Annotated in this window: 15 protein-coding genes; 1 reads left to right on the top strand and 14 read right to left on the bottom strand. The window is 51.9% G+C overall.

Annotated features, from left to right (window positions below; all coding sequences use genetic code 11):
- Positions 1-178 precede the first annotated feature (178 nt).
- From cpsB to wza, 14 genes are all read right to left on the bottom strand, one after another.
- Positions 179-1615 carry a mannose-1-phosphate guanyltransferase gene (gene cpsB, locus FQ015_RS02030; RefSeq protein ID WP_000083413.1) on the bottom strand — a complete coding sequence of 479 codons (1437 nt, stop codon included), beginning with the start codon at positions 1613-1615 and terminating at the stop codon, positions 179-181.
- Positions 1616-1617: 2 nt separating this feature from the next.
- Positions 1618-2841 (bottom strand): colanic acid biosynthesis fucosyltransferase WcaI, encoded by a 1224-nt coding sequence (wcaI, locus tag FQ015_RS02025; RefSeq protein ID WP_160523639.1) that lies wholly within the window; start codon positions 2839-2841, stop codon positions 1618-1620.
- A complete protein-coding gene (gene gmm / locus FQ015_RS02020) occupies positions 2838-3317 on the bottom strand; it encodes a GDP-mannose mannosyl hydrolase (RefSeq protein ID WP_160523776.1) in 480 nt (159 codons plus the stop codon). The genes wcaI and gmm overlap by 4 nt, the downstream gene beginning before the upstream one ends.
- A 2-nt stretch (positions 3318-3319) precedes the next feature.
- A complete protein-coding gene (gene fcl / locus FQ015_RS02015) occupies positions 3320-4285 on the bottom strand; it encodes a GDP-L-fucose synthase (RefSeq protein ID WP_160523638.1) in 966 nt (321 codons plus the stop codon).
- 2 nt (positions 4286-4287) lie between these two features.
- On the bottom strand, positions 4288-5409 hold the full coding sequence (gene gmd, locus FQ015_RS02010) for a GDP-mannose 4,6-dehydratase (protein ID WP_000048190.1): 1122 nt from the start codon (positions 5407-5409) through the stop codon (positions 4288-4290).
- A gap of 26 nt (positions 5410-5435) precedes the next feature.
- Positions 5436-5984 carry a colanic acid biosynthesis acetyltransferase WcaF gene (wcaF, locus tag FQ015_RS02005; RefSeq protein WP_160523637.1) on the bottom strand — a complete coding sequence of 183 codons (549 nt, stop codon included), beginning with the start codon at positions 5982-5984 and terminating at the stop codon, positions 5436-5438.
- A 15-nt stretch (positions 5985-5999) separates the two neighbouring features.
- A complete protein-coding gene (gene wcaE, locus FQ015_RS02000; protein WP_039020588.1) occupies positions 6000-6746 on the bottom strand; it encodes a colanic acid biosynthesis glycosyltransferase WcaE in 747 nt (248 codons plus the stop codon).
- 126 nt (positions 6747-6872) lie between these two features.
- On the bottom strand, positions 6873-8093 hold the full coding sequence (wcaD, locus tag FQ015_RS01995) for a colanic acid polymerase WcaD (RefSeq protein ID WP_032303322.1): 1221 nt from the start codon (positions 8091-8093) through the stop codon (positions 6873-6875).
- Entirely contained in the window at positions 8068-9285 is a 1218-nt protein-coding gene (gene wcaC / locus FQ015_RS01990; protein ID WP_001023914.1) for a colanic acid biosynthesis glycosyltransferase WcaC, read from the bottom strand. The genes wcaD and wcaC overlap by 26 nt, the downstream gene beginning before the upstream one ends.
- Positions 9282-9770: a colanic acid biosynthesis acetyltransferase WcaB gene (gene wcaB / locus FQ015_RS01985; RefSeq protein ID WP_039020587.1), complete on the bottom strand. Its 489-nt coding sequence runs from the start codon at positions 9768-9770 to the stop codon at positions 9282-9284. Before wcaB ends, wcaC begins: the two co-directional genes overlap by 4 nt.
- Before the next feature lie 2 nt (positions 9771-9772).
- Entirely contained in the window at positions 9773-10612 is an 840-nt protein-coding gene (wcaA, locus tag FQ015_RS01980) for a colanic acid biosynthesis glycosyltransferase WcaA (protein WP_000654512.1), read from the bottom strand.
- Between the two features lie 177 nt (positions 10613-10789).
- Positions 10790-12952: a tyrosine-protein kinase Wzc gene (gene wzc / locus FQ015_RS01975; protein WP_039020586.1), complete on the bottom strand. Its 2163-nt coding sequence runs from the start codon at positions 12950-12952 to the stop codon at positions 10790-10792.
- 2 nt (positions 12953-12954) lie between these two features.
- Complete coding sequence (wzb, locus tag FQ015_RS01970; protein ID WP_000482918.1) at positions 12955-13398, bottom strand: low molecular weight protein-tyrosine-phosphatase Wzb; 444 nt, start codon at positions 13396-13398, stop codon at positions 12955-12957.
- A 5-nt stretch (positions 13399-13403) separates the two neighbouring features.
- Complete coding sequence (gene wza, locus FQ015_RS01965; RefSeq protein ID WP_000978094.1) at positions 13404-14543, bottom strand: polysaccharide export protein Wza; 1140 nt, start codon at positions 14541-14543, stop codon at positions 13404-13406.
- A 658-nt stretch (positions 14544-15201) separates the two neighbouring features.
- Between wza and FQ015_RS01960 the strand changes: the two genes are divergently transcribed.
- A complete protein-coding gene (locus FQ015_RS01960; protein WP_001366304.1) occupies positions 15202-16785 on the top strand; it encodes a TerC family protein in 1584 nt (527 codons plus the stop codon).
- Positions 16786-17285 lie beyond the last annotated feature (500 nt).

Raw genomic sequence — 17285 nt, 5'->3', positions numbered from 1 at the left:
GCTGTCGCGTCTTATCAGGCCTACAAACCCGAACCGTAGGTCGGATAAGGCGTTCACGCCGCATCCGACAGCCATCGCCTGATGCGACGCTGTCGCGTCTTATCAGGCCTACAAATCCGTACCGTAGGTCGGATAAGGCGTTCACGCCGCATCCGACAAACAGCGCCTGATGCGACATTTACACCCGTCCGTAGCGATCCGCGAAGCGCACCACATCATCCTCTTCGAGATAAGAGCCGGAGCGCACTTCAATTAAATCGAGGGGAATTTTCCCCGGGTTTTCCAGGCAGTGCTTCGCCCCCAGCGGAATATAAATGGACTCGTTTTCACCAAGCAGTTTGATATCACCGTCAATGGTGACTTTTGCCGTTCCCGCGACCACTACCCAGTGTTCCGCGCGGTGATGGTGCATCTGTACCGACAAGCCCTCGCCCGGTTTCACGGTGATGCGTTTCACCTGGTAGCGGTCGCCCGCGTCGATAGAGTCATATTTGCCCCACGGGCGATACACTTCGCGATGCACCCGATGCTCATGGCGACCATCGGCTTTGATCTGCTCGACCACTTTTTTCACATCCTGCACCGCGTTACGGTCGGCAATCAGCACCGCGTCTTTGGTCTGCACCACTACCAGATCTTTCACCCCGACGGTGGTGACCAGGCCAGATTCGGCATACACGTAGCTGTTTTCGGTTTTGTGATTAATCACATCGCCGTGGCAAACATTGCCTTCCGCGGTGTGGGCGCTGATCTCCCATAAAGAGGACCAGGAACCGACATCGCTCCAGCCCGCATCCATCGGCACCACAACGGCATCTGCCGTACGTTCCATAACCGCGTAATCCACCGACTCTTCCGGGCAGGCAAGAAACGCCTCTTCATCCACACGAATAAAATCGAGATCCGGATCGACGGCACTCATCGCTTTTTCGCAGGCGTCGAGAATATCCGGGCGATATTTTTTCAGTTCTTCGAGATAACGTCCGGCGCGGAACAGGAACATACCACTGTTCCAGTAATATTCGCCGCTTGCCACATAGGCCTGGGCGGTTTCCAGATTCGGTTTTTCGACAAACTGTGCCACTTCAAAGGCCACCGTATCCTGCTCGCCCGCAGACACTTCACCGCGACGAATATAGCCATATCCGGTTTCAGGTAGATCCGGCACAATGCCGAAGGTCACCAGCTTGCCCGCTTCGGCATACGGCATGGCATTACGCACGGCGGCGCGGAACGCGTCTTCGTCGGCAATCACATGATCTGCCGCCAGGACCAACATTAACGGATCGCTGTCCGGACTATGACGTTTTGCCGCCAGCGCCGCCAACGCAATGGCAGGTGCAGTGTTACGCCCTGCCGGTTCGAGAATAATGTTCTCGGTGAGTTTGTTCAGTTGACGCAGCTGTTCCGCGACAATAAAGCGGTGCTGCTCATTGCAAATCACCACCGGGCTTTCGCACTCCACGCCGTTCAGGCGGCAGATGGTGGTTTGCAGCATGGTAAGATCGCCTTTCAGGCATAAAAACTGCTTGGGATAAAGTACGCGGGAAAGCGGCCATAAGCGGCTACCGGAGCCACCTGCCATCACAACTGGATAGAGTTTCGACTGCGACATAATTATCCCCGAATATCATGTATAAATTGACGTAACACGTTCTCTTTATCGAGCGTGCGTTCGGCATATTCACGTGCCACCGTGTTGTGTTTGGGCAGCAGGAGCGCCTGACGAATCCCCGCCACCAGCGCCTCGACCGATTCCGGTTCTACGCAAACCGCAATTCCTGGGAAGGTTTCGCAAAGCTGCCCCAGTTCTGTGTGAGCTTCTGCGGTAATTACCGCGTTACCGCCTACCGCCAGAATATTGGTCAGTTTCGACGGCAATACGGCATCTGCCGCGCCGCGTTTTTGCACCACCAGATGGCAGTCGCCCATCTTCAGCAGTGCAGGCAAGGCGTCATAAGATTGCAGCGGGAAAAATTGCATATTGCGCAGTCCGCGCTGCTGCGCCATTTTTTCCAGCCGCGCTTTGCCGCCGCCCTGCCCGACAATGGCAAAAATCAGCGGTTCATCGCGCAGGCGATCGGCAGCTTCAATAACGTTTTCCAGCCCCTGCTTTTCACCAATATTGCCGGAGTAAAGAATGATTTTTTTGTTATCCGGCAGGCCAAGTTGGTTACGAAGGGCAGCAACATCGGCGTCTGCGACATGCTGAAAACGAGCAATTTCCGACCAGTTGGGGAAGAAGATGACGTTTTCCGCCGCCACGCCTTTTTCGATGGCTTTATTCATCATCGAGCGCGAAATCGTGGAAACGTTATCGACGTTATGCAGTCCGCTACGTTCGAAGGCTGTCGCCAGCTGTGCCACTTTGCCGCCTTTGCCTTTTCCGGCAAGGCCCAGCCCCAGCATCGCATCTACTTCGTAATCCTGAATATGCAACACAGTACGCGCACCAGAGAGTTTCGCCAGCAGGCGCATTCCCGGCGTGCAAAACAGCGTTGGCACTACGCCGATAATGCGATCCGGCTTCCAGCGACGTTGCGCCATCAGGGGAAAAAAACTGCTGGCGGCAAAGCTGCCGAGATGTAACAGGCGTTTCAGGGTGCTCGGCTGTTTTGGCACATACAGCGGGCAGCGCCACACCGTGGCGGCCCCCTCTTCTCGTTTGTACCACCATGCGGAATAGTTCTCGCCCACCTGCCACTGCGGGTAGTACGGCGGTGCGGTAATGACCCGCACCTCATGACCTTGTGCTGCCAACCATTCCACCATCTCGCCGGTGTATTTGCCGATGCCGGTTAACTCCGGCGAGTAGTTAATGCCGTAGACCAGTATTTTCATAATCCGGGTACTCCGGCACGCTTCTCAGCGAGAAAATAGGCGCGGCTGTTAGCGTGAACATTGTCACTGGCGAGCAGTGCGTCCGGCGTCAGCCAGCGGTAATCGTCATGCTGCTCATCCGGCAGTAACAGTTCTTCGTCCGCGACTCTGAAGCGAAAACCGAGCACCACATAGTGAGTGGTGAAATCCGTGCCGGAGAAGTTATCGTCATAAAAGTGCTGCCAGACACCGTAAAACTGGCCTGCTGTTATCGGCAGACGCAGCCCCAGTTCCGCCATCGTCAGCCGCTCAAATGCGGCTTCCAGCGTTTCGTCTTTCTGCACGCGCCCTCCCGGCACAAACCAGTAACCCTGCGCCGGGCGGTTGGTTCTTTTGCCAAGGAGAAACTCGCCGCGACTGTTCTCGACAATAAAGTCGAGAGAGACAAGCGGTGTGGAGCGCACTACCGTGGCAAAGTCTTCCTGACGTAAAAACATCATTACCCCCGAAAGCGGTCTTGATTCTCAAGGAACCACTGGTAAGTGCTGGCAAGCCCCGCTTCCAGTGAAATTTCGTGATACCAGCCAAGCTGATGCAGGCGCGTCACATCCAGCAGTTTGCGCGGCGTGCCATCCGGTTTGCTGGCATCGAAAACCACCCGACCTTTGTAACCCACCACTTTAGCGATGGTTTGCGCCAGCTCGCGGATAGTGCAGTCAACACCCGTGCCGACGTTAATGTGCGACAGCATCGGCTGGGTGTTTTCCAGCCAGACTTCGTGCGCCAGCTCCATGACATGAATGCTTGCCGCCGCCATATCATCGACGTGCAGAAATTCGCGCATCGGTGTACCGCTGCCCCACACCACCACGTCCGGCGCATTCTGTGCCGTCGCCTCGTGGAAGCGGCGCAGCAATGCGGGGATCACATGCGAATTATTCGGATGGAAGTTGTCGTGCGGCCCGTACAGGTTGGTCGGCATGACAGAGCGGTAATCGCGTCCATACTGGCGGTTGTAAGATTCGCACAGTTTGATCCCGGCGATTTTGGCAATGGCGTATGGCTCGTTGGTCGACTCCAGCGTGCCCTGTAACAGCTCGCCTTCTGCCATCGGCTGTTTTGCCAGTTTTGGGTAGATGCAGGACGATCCGAGAAACAGCAGTTTGTTCACGTCGTTCTGATGCGCAGCGTGAATGATGTTGCTCTCAATCATCATATTCTGGTAGATGAAATCCGCCGGATACGTGTTGTTGGCGACAATCCCGCCCACTTTCGCCGCCGCCAGATAGACCTGGTCAATGCGCTCGCTGGCAAAGAAATCATGCACCGCGCGGCTGTCCAGCAGGTTCAGTTCGTCGCGGGTGCGTAATACCAGTTCCACATCACCGCGCTGTTCGAGCTGTCGCTTGATGGCAGAACCGACCATCCCGCGATGGCCAGCGATAAAAATACGTTGTTTACTCATGCTTATGACTCCAGCGCGATCGCCACGTCGTAGCCGTGAGATTTCAGCAGAGAGTGTTTTTTCGCCGCTTCGAGGTCATTAGCCACCATTTCAGATACCATCTCTCTGAGGGTGATTTCCGGTTTCCAGCCCAGTTTTTCGTGCGCTTTGGTTGGGTCGCCGAGCAGCGTTTCTACTTCAGCAGGACGGAAGTAACGCGGGTCAACGGCGATAATCACATCGCCCGGTTTAACGCCCGGCGCGTCATGCCCGGTGACGGAAACCACAATGCCCTTCTCTTCAACGCCCGTGCCTTCAAAGCGCAGTTTGATGCCCAGCTGTGCTGCCGCCATTTCCACGAACTGACGCACGGAGTACTGAACGCCGGTGGCAATAACGAAATCTTCTGGCTGTTCCTGTTGCAGCATCATCCACTGCATTTTTACGTAGTCTTTGGCGTGGCCCCAGTCACGCAGGGAATCCATATTGCCGAGGTACAGGCACGACTCCAGCCCTTGAGCGATATTGGCGATAGCGCGGGTGATTTTGCGGGTAACGAAGGTTTCGCCACGGCGCGGGGATTCATGGTTGAAGAGAATGCCGTTACAGGCGTACATGCCGTAGGATTCGCGGTAGTTAACGGTGATCCAGTAGGCATAAAGTTTGGCGACCGCATATGGAGATCGCGGATAGAACGGCGTGGTTTCTTTCTGCGGAATTTCCTGCACCAGACCGTACAGTTCAGAAGTGGAAGCCTGATAGAAACGGGTTTTCTTTTCCAGACCAAGGAAGCGGATCGCCTCCAGCAGACGCAGTGTGCCCATCGCATCAACGTCTGCGGTATATTCCGGTGACTCAAAAGAAACCGCAACGTGGCTCATTGCGCCCAGGTTGTACACTTCATCCGGCTGCACTTCACGCAAAATACGCGTCAGGTTGGAGGTATCACTCAGGTCGCCATAATGCAGATGGAATTTCGGGTTGCAGGTGTGCGGATCCTGATAAATATGATCCACGCGCTCGGTGTTGAATGACGATGCACGACGCTTAATACCATGTACCTCGTAACCTTTTTCCAGCAGAAACTCTGCCAGGTAAGAACCGTCTTGTCCGGTTACACCGGTGATGAGAGCGACTTTTGACATGTCTTATTCCTCTGTATTTTTTGAATTTATTCAGTTTCAACGCGTTCGCGTATCACCACTGCGGGATTCCCCCGGCAAACTCTATTTGCCGGAAGCGATTTAAAAACACTGCTTCGCGCACCCACGACGGTGCCGTCGCCGATCGTGACGCCAGGAGCAACAAAAACATCGGTTGCCAGCCAGCATTTCTCGCCAATCACAATAGGCGTGGCGTTTATGGTGAAATGTCGACTTGCATGGTCGTGACTCCCGGTGCATAAATAACTTTTTTGCGATATCACCGAATGTGCGCCAATGGTTATTTCACCGAGGGTATATAAATTGACGTCATCGCCGACCCACGCGTAATCACCTAAGGTTAATTTCCACGGATAGGTAATTTTTACTGACGGACGAATAACTACGTTTTTTCCTATTTTTGCGCCGAATAAACGTAATAAAAATGCCCGCCAGCGATATAATATTTGTGGCGACCAGGCAAATAATGTTGCCTGTACTACCCACCACAATTGCACTTTAATAGCGTTGCCGCCCCGGAACCCTTTCGGCACCGAGAAACCGCTTAAATCTTGCATTGGTATTCCTTATATTCAGACTTTGTTATATAAGGCTTTAGTCTTACCCGTCGTGCGCTGGCGTAAATGCCAGGATAATTCAGCCCAGAAGCCAGGCACATGTAATATTTGCCGTTGGACTTTTTTGGCGTCCGCGCACAATTCCATATTATTGGTGGTAGATACCCCACCCATAGAAAATTCAGACACCAGGCCATTGAGATTTTTAAATGCATAACCGGCTTTATACATTTTGGCCGCCAGCGCATAATCGGAAGAAACTTTATATTCCAGGTCATAACGCCATTTTTTCAAACCGGATACCGGAAAAAATATCGCCTGATGGCTGGCGGGCAGGCTGTGATAAATATACCAACCCGGTTTAGCGCGACGTTTAATTTTATGCCCGTCGCCAAAATCCAGCAGTGCATCGCCGGTGATCATCACGTTATCTTTTTGCATTTTTAATCTACGGACAAAATTTGCGGCATCCTGATGAAAAATATCGCCCGAGTTGAGAAACAGCGCAAACTTGCCTTGTGCCATCGCAATGCCTTTGTTCATGGCGTCGTAGATGCCCTTATCTGGTTCACTGACAAAGCGTAGGTTATAGATACCATTGAGATTTTCCAGATACTCACGGGTGCCGTCATTGGAACCGCCATCGACAACAATCCATTCGAAGCTGATATCGTCAGCCTGCGCCAGATGCGCCAGCGAGGCGTGTGTTTTGACTATCCCTTCGAGGTTACGAAACGCAACGGTGATTATGCTAAGCAACATGTTCTTACCTCGTAATACCCGTCATACTTCAAGCTGCATGTGCGTTGGTTTTCCTCGCTCACCCCAGTCACGTACTCGTGTACGCTCCTGGGGATTCGCTGCGTCACCCACTTCCTGCAACTCGAATTATTTAGGGTGTATATTTAACGCTTTTCGCAAAATAAATGGACAGACGATTAAAAATGCATATTCCGGGCTAAATATCGAACCGGTAAAAAACAGCGACACCGGAGTAAAAAGATAGAGCTGCACACGAAAATTGCGATTATCACCAAAAGCGTTGATCATCATTTTTATCACTTTCCCCATGTACCACAGTGATAAAAGCACTGCGAACCAGGAAAAATAAATAATCAGCAGATACAAACCATTGTCTATGGTTTTTCCGACATCCGCACCGTTAAATATTCCGAATGATGCGACATATTCATAAAGTGAGCCAAATCTGACTACACCGTCAATATGGCTCAAAGAATAACCGACCATCACCAGTGGACCGACAATACGATAATACGATGACGATCCTTCCGTACCTAAATCGCCCAAGCGGGTGGAAATATAAGGAAACGCGATTACCACACCAACCAGGAATACAGCCAGAGAAATCAATGCTAACGGTAACTTTTTCTTAATCGCCTCTTTGTTCAGATATTGAAACGCCCACTCCAACAAATAAAACAGGATAAAGGTCATAACCCCTGAAAACGATCCGGATAATATTATCCCTGCGAGAATCATAGCATCGGTTTTAGGCGTTTTGATACCAAACTGTTTGATGCTGAGCCAAATTGAGATTAATGCCAGAGCGAAAAATGCCGGTTCGAAATAAAGTGCTGTCGTGCGCTTGCCGCCGAATTTAATGAAATTCAGCACATAACTGTTGCTGTAAATCAGATATTTCGAAATCGACTCCATAATACTGCTGCCGCCAGTGAGGATAATTTGCGCCATCTCCACCGCCGCCAGCGCCACCACCAGCCCCACCACCAGATAAAAGAAACGTAATATCTTGCGATAGTTGTGTGGCGAAATTGTTTTAAAACGAATACTCCACACCATGCCAATAATGATCACAATATAGACAAACAGCATAGTTGAAGTGACGTATTTACTGGCATCCAGCGACTGACCAAACAGGTAGTTAAACGCCGTGAGTCCCGCACCAATCCCTAAGGCAATCATCAATTTTTTAACGCTGATGCGCTCTAAAAACAGCAGTAACAAGACAGGTAAAAAAGTGACGATGGTGATGGGGAAACTTTCGCCAAGCTGGGCGATTTTGACGTTAACCAGCAGGTAGATCAGCGGCAGCAGCAGGTAGCTACAGATTCTGATAGAAGTTGACATACTCCTCCAGCATCTGTTGTCCACTGTAGGCGGCGCGGCTGCGCTGGCTGAACCCGGCCAACGTGGTACCAAATATCGCCTGCGCGATTTCCGGTTTGCTTAACTGCACCAGTTGCAGCACCTCTTCTTCGCTGACGGTTTTACCGCCGGATTTTTGCAACACTTCCCGCGCCGCATCGCTATGGGTGGCGATCACCGGCACACCAATCGATAGCGCCTCACACAAAATCAGCGGGTAGTTATCGACGCGAGAACTGAATACCAGCGCATCCATCTGATTGAGCGCGCTCATCAACTTGCGCTTGTCAGTTTCAAAGCCGTGATTAACCACGTTACCAGCGGTGAACGGCGAAAACTTACCAAAGGTATGCAGTTCTATTTTGTCACCCAGCGCCATCATCTCGCGCACCAGTTGCTGGTTAGTTTTGCCGTCGTAACGCAGGTCATGCGCCACCACCGCGATTTTCGGCTTACCCTGGGTTTCGCGCACCGGAGGCAGGTCCGCCAGAATCGCTTCGGTTGCCATATCAATGCCATTATTGATAATCCGGCAACGCCCTGGACCGTACAGGCTATTGAAAGCATCAGCCACATGCTGGCTGGGGGAAATAAACTGACAGCCCAGCGCCAGCATCTCGCGGAATAACTGGCGTTTGCCCGCCACCAGCTGGTGTGCGCGATCAATCTTCACCGGCGGATAGTTATTTAAGGTCGGGCATTTCTGGCAGCCCGTTTTCCAGCCTTCGCAACCGTCGGTAAAAGCACAGCGTCCGGTAACGCTCCAGTGATCGTGCAGTGTCCAGACCAAAGTGACATCCGGTTTGTGGTTTTTCACCTTTTCGCAAAAGCGCACCACGCTCTTAAGATTCAACCAGTAGCTGTGCAGCACATGAAAATGCAGGACTACCGGTCCCGGTGTGCGAGTAATGGTGCGATATAACTCATTGAAATTGCCGAACAGATCGCGATTAAACAGACGAAACAGGGCAATGTTCGCCATCGCGGTCATCCGCGGCGTATGTTTGATGACCTGCGGATAGTTCTGATGGCTGACGCTCTCTTTGCCGCCTTTGCCGTAGCCGTAGACAAAATGTGACGCCAGCCCCTGTTGCAGCGCGCGCTGGTGGAGATCTAACGCCACACCTGCCGCCCCGCCTTCCGCCAGTCGCACATTAAATTGCAGAATATTCATTTAATTACCTTCACTCGCGCTTTTTCTCCCACCACCAGCGCGTTGTCCGGGATTGCGTCGAGCACCACGCTGCCCGCCCCCACGGTAACGTTGTTACCAATCGTGATATCGCCGAGAATAATGACGTTGGCACCAAGCTCGACGCCGTTGCCAATGTGTGGACATGCCATGTTATCGGCACCACGATTGCCGATAGTGACGCCGTGGCGAATGGTGAAATCATCCCCCGCGACCACGTTTTTATTGATCACTACGGCATAGCCGTGATGGATAGTAAAGCGTCGGCCAATGGTCGCGGCGGCCTGGATTTCATAACCGAAAAAGCATTCGGTGATAATGCGATACAACACCAGCAGCGGGGCCGCCCACAGATTGTTGAGGAGGTTCTTTTTGCGCCACACTGAACAAAAATGAGCAACGCGATAGGCAAGAACCATGCAGCACGGGCGTAAACTCCAGCTGTTGGCGCGCAGATCTTCCAGCATCTTTAGCGCCCCCGAATTCCATCAGCCAGACGTTTGCCGTTACGCACCGACAGCAGCGTCAACAAGGTGCGCCAGGTCATGCGTTTATTGCGGATCTGGTAGAGGGTAAACAACTGATATTTTTTGCTGGCGCGGTCGAATTTGTCTTTGTGCTTACGATAAAAGTGGAAGTACCCGGAGAATTTTTTCGGTGACGAGGTGATCTGCATTTCGCCGTGATTGATATGCAGGATCTGCGTCGCCTCTTCCACTTTCCACGGTTCGCCGTACTCCACCACCATTCGCAGGAAGATGTCGTAATCCTGTGCCGCTTTCAGTTCGGTATCGAACAAGCACTCTTTGAAACGCCACGCCCAGCTAAACACCTGATTACCAATGATATTGCGTTTGTAGAACAGGCGGCGTGAATACGGCGATTTGGGATACAGCGGCAAGCTTGCCGGTTGGGAATAGACTTCGCCCTGGCAAACGTAGTCGTTAGCGTACAAAAAGGCGTGTGTGACCAGTTGCTGTTTATGGGCGAGGAAGACGCTCAGGCGGTTGGGTGTCCATTCATCGTCGTCATCGATCCCGGTGATGTATTCCCCTTGTGCCAGCATAATCGCCTGGTTACGTACCGCGCACGCCCCGCTGTTAATGTCGTTGTGAATGTACGTAATGCGCGAATCGTTGAGGGCGGTGACGTACTGTTGCAACTGTTCCCAGGAGGTGGAGCAATCATCCACGATAATCATCTCCCAGTTGCTGTAGTCCTGGCGCAGGACCGATTTTATCGCCCGAATCGCCAGTTGTTGGCGGTTCCAGGTCGGCATATAGATTGAGATCAGCGGATTGTCTTTCATAGGTTGTTCTCCCGGAGTATCGAGATGTTCTGCCGGTTTATAAGCTGGTTTACAGGTTCTGTTGCCGGATGCGGCGTGAATGCCTTATCCGGCCTACGGAGCGGGTTTGCTTGCCTGATGCGGCGTGAACGTAGGTCGGATAAGATGCGTCAGCATCGCATCCGACAGCGGATCTCGTTATTTCGCGTCCGACTTATATTCGTATTCGTAATAGCCATAATCCTGATACGCGCTGGCGCGGCGGAAGATGGAGTTCAGAATCACCCCTTTCACCGGAATTCCGTTTTGCTCAAAGCGGCTCAGACTGGTTTCCACTTCTTTCAAGGTGTTGACCGCATAACGCGCCACCATTAATGTGGTTCCGACATGACGACCAACAATTGCCGCATCGGTCACTGCCAGAATCGGCGGCGTATCAATTAACACCAGGTCGTAGTTTTTACTCGCCCAGTTCACCAGTTCCGCAAAGCGTTCGCTCATCAACAGTTCAGAAGGATTTGGCGGCACCTGGCCGCGCGGGATCAGGTCAAATTTGGCAATCGAAGTGGGTTTAGCAGCGGTAGTAATGTCGCCCTGACCAATCAGAATTTCCGACAGGCCATTGACATTATTGGTGCCCAACAGCTCGTGGGTGTAGCCTTTGCGCATATCACAGTCGATCAACAACACCCGTTTATTGGTCTGGCTAATGACCGCCGCCAGGTTAGCGCAGACAAAGGTTTTACCGATTGACGGGCTAACCCCGGTCATCATCAACACATTGTTCTGCGCCTGCATCATCGCGAAGTGCAAACTGGTACGCAGACTACGGATGGCTTCAATCGCCAGATCGGTTGGATTCCCCACCGCCAGTAGCTGGCTCTGTTTATAGCGTTTAACCCCTTTGATGGTTTTGACGCTATCGCGCGCTTTTTGCCATTCCGACAGCGGGATGCTGGCATAGACGCTGATGCCGTGTTCTTCCAGCACCTGCGGGCTTTCAATGCCGCGATTGAACAACGAGCGCAGCAGCACACCCACGATAGAAAGCATCAGGCCGAGGATGATTGCGCCGAGAATAATCAGCCCTTTCTTCGGTTTCAGCACGCCAGGCTGGGTGATTGCCGGGTCAACAATACGCACATCGCCGACGGTGCTGGCCTCGGTAATTTTCAGCTCCTGCTCTTTATTCAACAGTTGCATATAGACCTGCTGCCCAGACTCGACATCGCGCGTCAGACGCACAATCTCCTGCTGGGTTTTCGGCATCGCCGTTACGCGACCGTTAAGTTTGGCCTTCTCTTCTTCCAGCGCCTGACGTTTCTCCAGCAGCGTGCGGTACGCCGGGTGAACTTTGGTGTACAGCTTGGAGATTTCCGCCTCTTTAAAGGTCAGTTCGTTCAGCTGCGCGTCGATGTTCACCATTGAATCAAGCACCGCTTTCGCTTCCAGCGGCAGATCAACAGAATCTTTATCCTGACGGAAGGCATTCAGTTTGTTTTCGGCAACATCAAGGCGGCTACGTACTTCCGGTAACTGTTGCGCGAGGAAAGCGAGGCTTTTCGACGCTTCCGCCGATTTGCGCTCAATATTTTGTTCCTGATAGTTACGGGCGATACTGTTAAGAATGTCGCGGATCTGTTCGCGATCTTCACCGGTATAAGTCAGGCTTAGTACGCCAGCGTCTTTGCCATTCTCTGTTACCGTCAGGCTGTTTTGCAGTTGATTGATCATCCCCAGCGTTGAGTATTTAGTGACGGTAAACTCACTGCCCGGGCTGGCGTGAATGGCTTCAACCATCAGCGTGACGCCTTCTTTTTTCAGCATCTGACCCGCTTGCCCACGAGCGCTAAAGCCGCCGTCGCTGCTCAAAGTGTAGTTTTTATCGTCCAGCACATTAAGCGTAAACACCTGATCCACCATCTCTTTTGGTCGGTTAAAGGTGGTCACTTTTACGGTCTCGTTCTGACGTCCCATCAGGCGATCCCAGCCCGCACCGAAAATCGGGAACGTGTTTTTGCTCACCGCAATATCGAGGTCGAGATCGTCCACCGTTTTACCGAGCACCAGACGCGAGCGAATCAACTGGATCTCAGCGTCCGATGCTGGCGGCTTGTTGGCTAACGCAGAGCCGATATCCTGCACTAACGAATTGCCGCTGCTTTGCTCGATTTGTACCAGTGCGTCGGCGCTGTATATCGGCGTAGCGAAGAAGGTGTAAATCACGGCACAGAGGGCGAATACGGCGGTGATGCCAATTACCCACCAGCGCGCTTCAATGACGGTGCCGACCAGGCGACCAATATCGATTTCATCACTGCCCGTTACCGGAGCGGCATGTTGTTTTACTTTTTCTGTCATTGTTATACCTGCTCTGCGTTCAATGCCTGCGCCCACTGGCGGGCAGACCGTTCAAGTAATGTGTACACCGCTGCAAACGTTTCCCGGCTTTTGCGATACGGATCGGGGATTTCACATTCGTTATCCCAGTGACCAAACAGCATCACTTTGCCGCGCATCTCAGGTGCCATCTCGCATAAGCGTTCGATATGGCGCTTTTCCATGGTCAAAATCAGGTCGTAGTTGCGACACAGGCTGCGGCTGATTTGACGGGCACAGTGACCTTCCAGAGACAGTTGATGTTCTGCAGCAACACTGATGGCAGTAGGATCAGCCCCTTTACCGACCAGTGCGCCGAGACCAGCGGATTCTACTTTCAGCTCAGGGTGATAACGTTGCAGTAAGCGTTCCGCCGTCGGGGAACGGCAAATATTGCCGACACAGACAACTAAGATGTTGTTAAACATGACGATTACCAGTTATGAATGTCGCTGGCTGTATCCGTCATGTAACGGACACCGCTAATAGTTGGCAGCAACTGATTGATCAGACGGTTCCAGCGGGAAACCGGGGCGGTGGTGACATACACCACGTCATAAGGCTGCAGGCGGAATTCTGTCGCCATCACCAGCGACGTGGCATCGGACATATCCAGTTGGTAGATATTGGCGATCTTGCCGTTACGCCCGCCCTCGCCTTTCAGCGGACGAATGACAAAGATGCCGCTGGCGTTGGAGGTGGTCATGTCGATACCTTCGGCATTGCCCAGGGCTTCAGTCAAGGTCATGCCGCTAAAGTCCATTTTCAGGGTGCTCTGTTTCTTCACTTCACCCATCACAAATACTTTCAGATCATCATTACGCGGCACGTAGAGGATATCGCCGGGGTAAAGCAGTCGATTCTGATTGAGGTCACCGTTTTGCATCAGCGCCTGCAAAGAAATGCGTTCTTCACGACCATTGTGTGTTAGCACCACGTTGCGCCAGTCAGCGGTGTCGGTCAGGCCACCTGCGGCGTTAATGGCGTCGAGAATGGTCAATGGTACGTTGGTGATCGCCTGTTGACCGGATTTATTCACCTGACCTGAGATATACGCTTTTTGCGAGCGGAAGGCGGCGATATTAACGTCCACCTGCGGGTCAGCGATGTACGTCGCTAAGCGCCCGGTAATATCACTGCGGATTTCAGCGAGCGTTTTCCCCACTACGTGAACCTTGCCGATATACGGGTAGAACATGGTGCCGTCAGGCTGTACCCAGTTGCCGGTGTCGCTGGAGCTGCGGTACTGACCAGCTGGCGTGGTGAGTTCCGGGTGATCCCAGACGGTGACATTAAGAACGTCGCCCGGCCCGACACGATATTGATAATTGGCAATCTCGCTTTCCAGCGTCATATTGGGGCGCGCGACGTTCGGGCGTGGGCGTAATTGATCAATCAGGCGCGGGGTCAGCGGATAAACATTCACCATTTTGTCGAGATCGAAATCAGCATCCTGCTGTTTGATGACGTCTTTACCCATCGTCGACATATTGCTGCCCGGAAGTACTGTGCAACCGCTTATCAAGGTTACTGACACCAATAATGGCATCAATTTCATTTTGGATTTCATCATTGTTTATTTATCACTTTGGCAGAGTAATTATCCTGTGCACTATTAATAGCAATGTCGCCATGCACATTTACCTTGCAGTTAATTGAATAAAAATTTAACTGGCATCAGTCCTAAAAAAATTGATTTCATCCGCAGGCTATTGACAGAATAATTCAGACTGGTCTTTCAGGCGTCCAGACACGCTACCGCCCCTGGCTTTTTAGCTACCAATACACTGATTTAGTTTAGATTTTCCAACTCTTTCATCATGCAGTCGATTATGAAAAAGCGTTATTCCGTGAATTAATTTTCCAGATATAAGGTGGCATTATGGTAATTGAATATTGGCTTCCAATAATGCAGGAGGAAGTGTTACAGCTAACGGAATAGCAGGCAAGGTAACAATTCGGCAATTGGCTATTTTTAAGAATTATATTAAGTGTCAATCAATATGTTTTTTAGGACTTTCTTTAGGTTGACAATAATTAATATAGTGTCTCCATATGCGATATTTCTTAAATAATGTTTTATTATTGCCACTTTTAATTCAGGGATAATGTGAGGTTATAACCCTCAAATTATATGAGATAAATAGTGCTGCAACATTGCATTTTTGCCCCGATTTATCCATGATCGAATTGTGACATTTGTCATACAACGAATAGGTTTTGTACTTACTATGGAATGGATTGCCGATCCGTCTATCTGGGCCGGGTTAATCACGCTGATTGTGATCGAACTGGTCCTCGGCATTGATAACCTGGTCTTTATTGCCATCCTCGCCGAAAAACTACCGCCGAAGCAGCGCGACCGCGCACGGGTTACCGGGCTGCTGCTGGCGATGTTAATGCGCCTGTTACTGCTGGCGTCAATCTCCTGGCTGGTCACCCTGACTCAACCGCTGTTCAGCTTCCGCTCGTTTACCTTTAGTGCCCGCGACTTAATCATGCTGTTTGGTGGTTTCTTCCTGCTGTTCAAAGCCACGATGGAGTTGAACGAACGGCTGGAGGGGAAAGACAGCAATAACCCCACACAACGCAAAGGTGCGAAGTTCTGGGGCGTGGTGACGCAAATTGTGGTGCTGGACGCCATCTTCTCACTTGACTCGGTGATTACCGCCGTCGGGATGGTCGACCATTTACTGGTCATGATGGCCGCCGTGGTTATCGCGATCAGCCTGATGCTGATGGCAAGCAAGCCGTTAACCCAGTTCGTTAATAGCCACCCGACCATCGTCATACTCTGCTTAAGTTTCCTGTTGATGATTGGCTTTAGCCTGGTGGCGGAAGGTTTCGGCTTCGTCATTCCGAAAGGCTACCTGTACGCTGCCATTGGTTTCTCGGTGATGATCGAGGCGCTCAATCAGCTGGCTATCTTTAACCGGCGACGTTTTCTTTCCGCTAACCAGACGCTGCGCCAGCGGACTACCGAAGCGGTAATGCGCTTGTTAAGCGGGCAAAAAGAAGATGCGGAACTGGATGCCGAAACCGCGTCCATGCTGGTGGATCATGGTAACCAGCAGATCTTTAATCCGCAGGAACGGCGGATGATTGAGCGGGTACTTAATCTTAACCAGCGTACTGTCAGCAGCATTATGACGTCGCGCCACGATATTGAGCATATCGATCTCAACGCGCCGGAAGAGGAGATCCGCCAGCTGCTGGAGCGAAATCAGCACACGCGTCTGGTCGTTACCGACGGCGATGATGCAGAAGATTTGCTCGGTGTTGTTCACGTTATCGACCTGTTACAACAGTCACTGCGCGGCGAACCGCTCAACCTGCGGGTGTTGATCCGCCAGCCGCTGGTGTTCCCGGAAACTTTACCGTTGTTACCTGCCCTGGAGCAGTTCCGTAATGCCCGCACACACTTTGCTTTTGTGGTGGATGAGTTTGGCTCGGTGGAAGGGATTGTGACATTAAGTGACGTCACTGAAACCATTGCCGGTAACTTACCGAACGAAGTGGAAGAGATCGACGCCCGCCATGATATTCAGAAGAATGCCGACGGTTCCTGGACGGCGAATGGTCATATGCCGCTGGAAGATCTGGTGCAATATGTGCCGCTGCCGCTGGATGAAAAACGTGAATATCACACCATTGCCGGGCTGTTGATGGAATATTTACAGCGTATTCCAAAACCTGGCGAAGAAGTTCAGGTGGGGGATTATTTGCTTAAAACGTTGCAGGTGGAAAGCCATCGCGTGCAGAAGGTGCAGATTATTCCGCTGCATAAGGATGGCGAGATGGAGTACGAGGTGTGATGGCATGTAGGCCTGATAAGACGCGTAAGCGTCGCATCAGGCGTTTCATTCAACCGGGAGAGTATGTGACATTAGAGGCTGTTCCGTTCACTTTATGTTCCTCGCTACTTTGGAACGCTCAAGCCGGTGAACGTGCCAGGGTGGCTCAATCGCCACCACCCTGGCAACCCGGGCTCCCGGCGGTAAATCGCCGCTAGCGCGGTCCCCTCATCTTATTCCTTTCGGCTATCGGGTACGGGCGCGAGGTAACATCCCTGTAAAACGCGCCCTCAGCCCACATCCATGTGGGCTGCCCCGGCCTACAGGAAACGATTCGGCGATTTACAGCCGGACCAACACCCTCGCTGAAGTATCTTACTTATACAGATGATTCATCTTTGCTGAAAGTAATCTACGTGATTGCCTGATGCGACGCTTACGCGTCTTATCAGGCCTTGTATTATCCCTCCTGTGCAGAGAAAATCGGCCAGTTTTCTCTGCCTGCAGTCCGCATGCCGTAT

The sequence above is a fragment of the Escherichia sp. HH26CH genome, assembly GCF_009820205.1.
GTDB classification, from domain to species: Bacteria; Pseudomonadota; Gammaproteobacteria; order Enterobacterales; family Enterobacteriaceae; genus Escherichia; species Escherichia coli_F.
The sequence above is the reverse complement of the archived record's forward strand: the minus strand, read 5'-3'. Positions and strand labels throughout refer to the sequence as shown.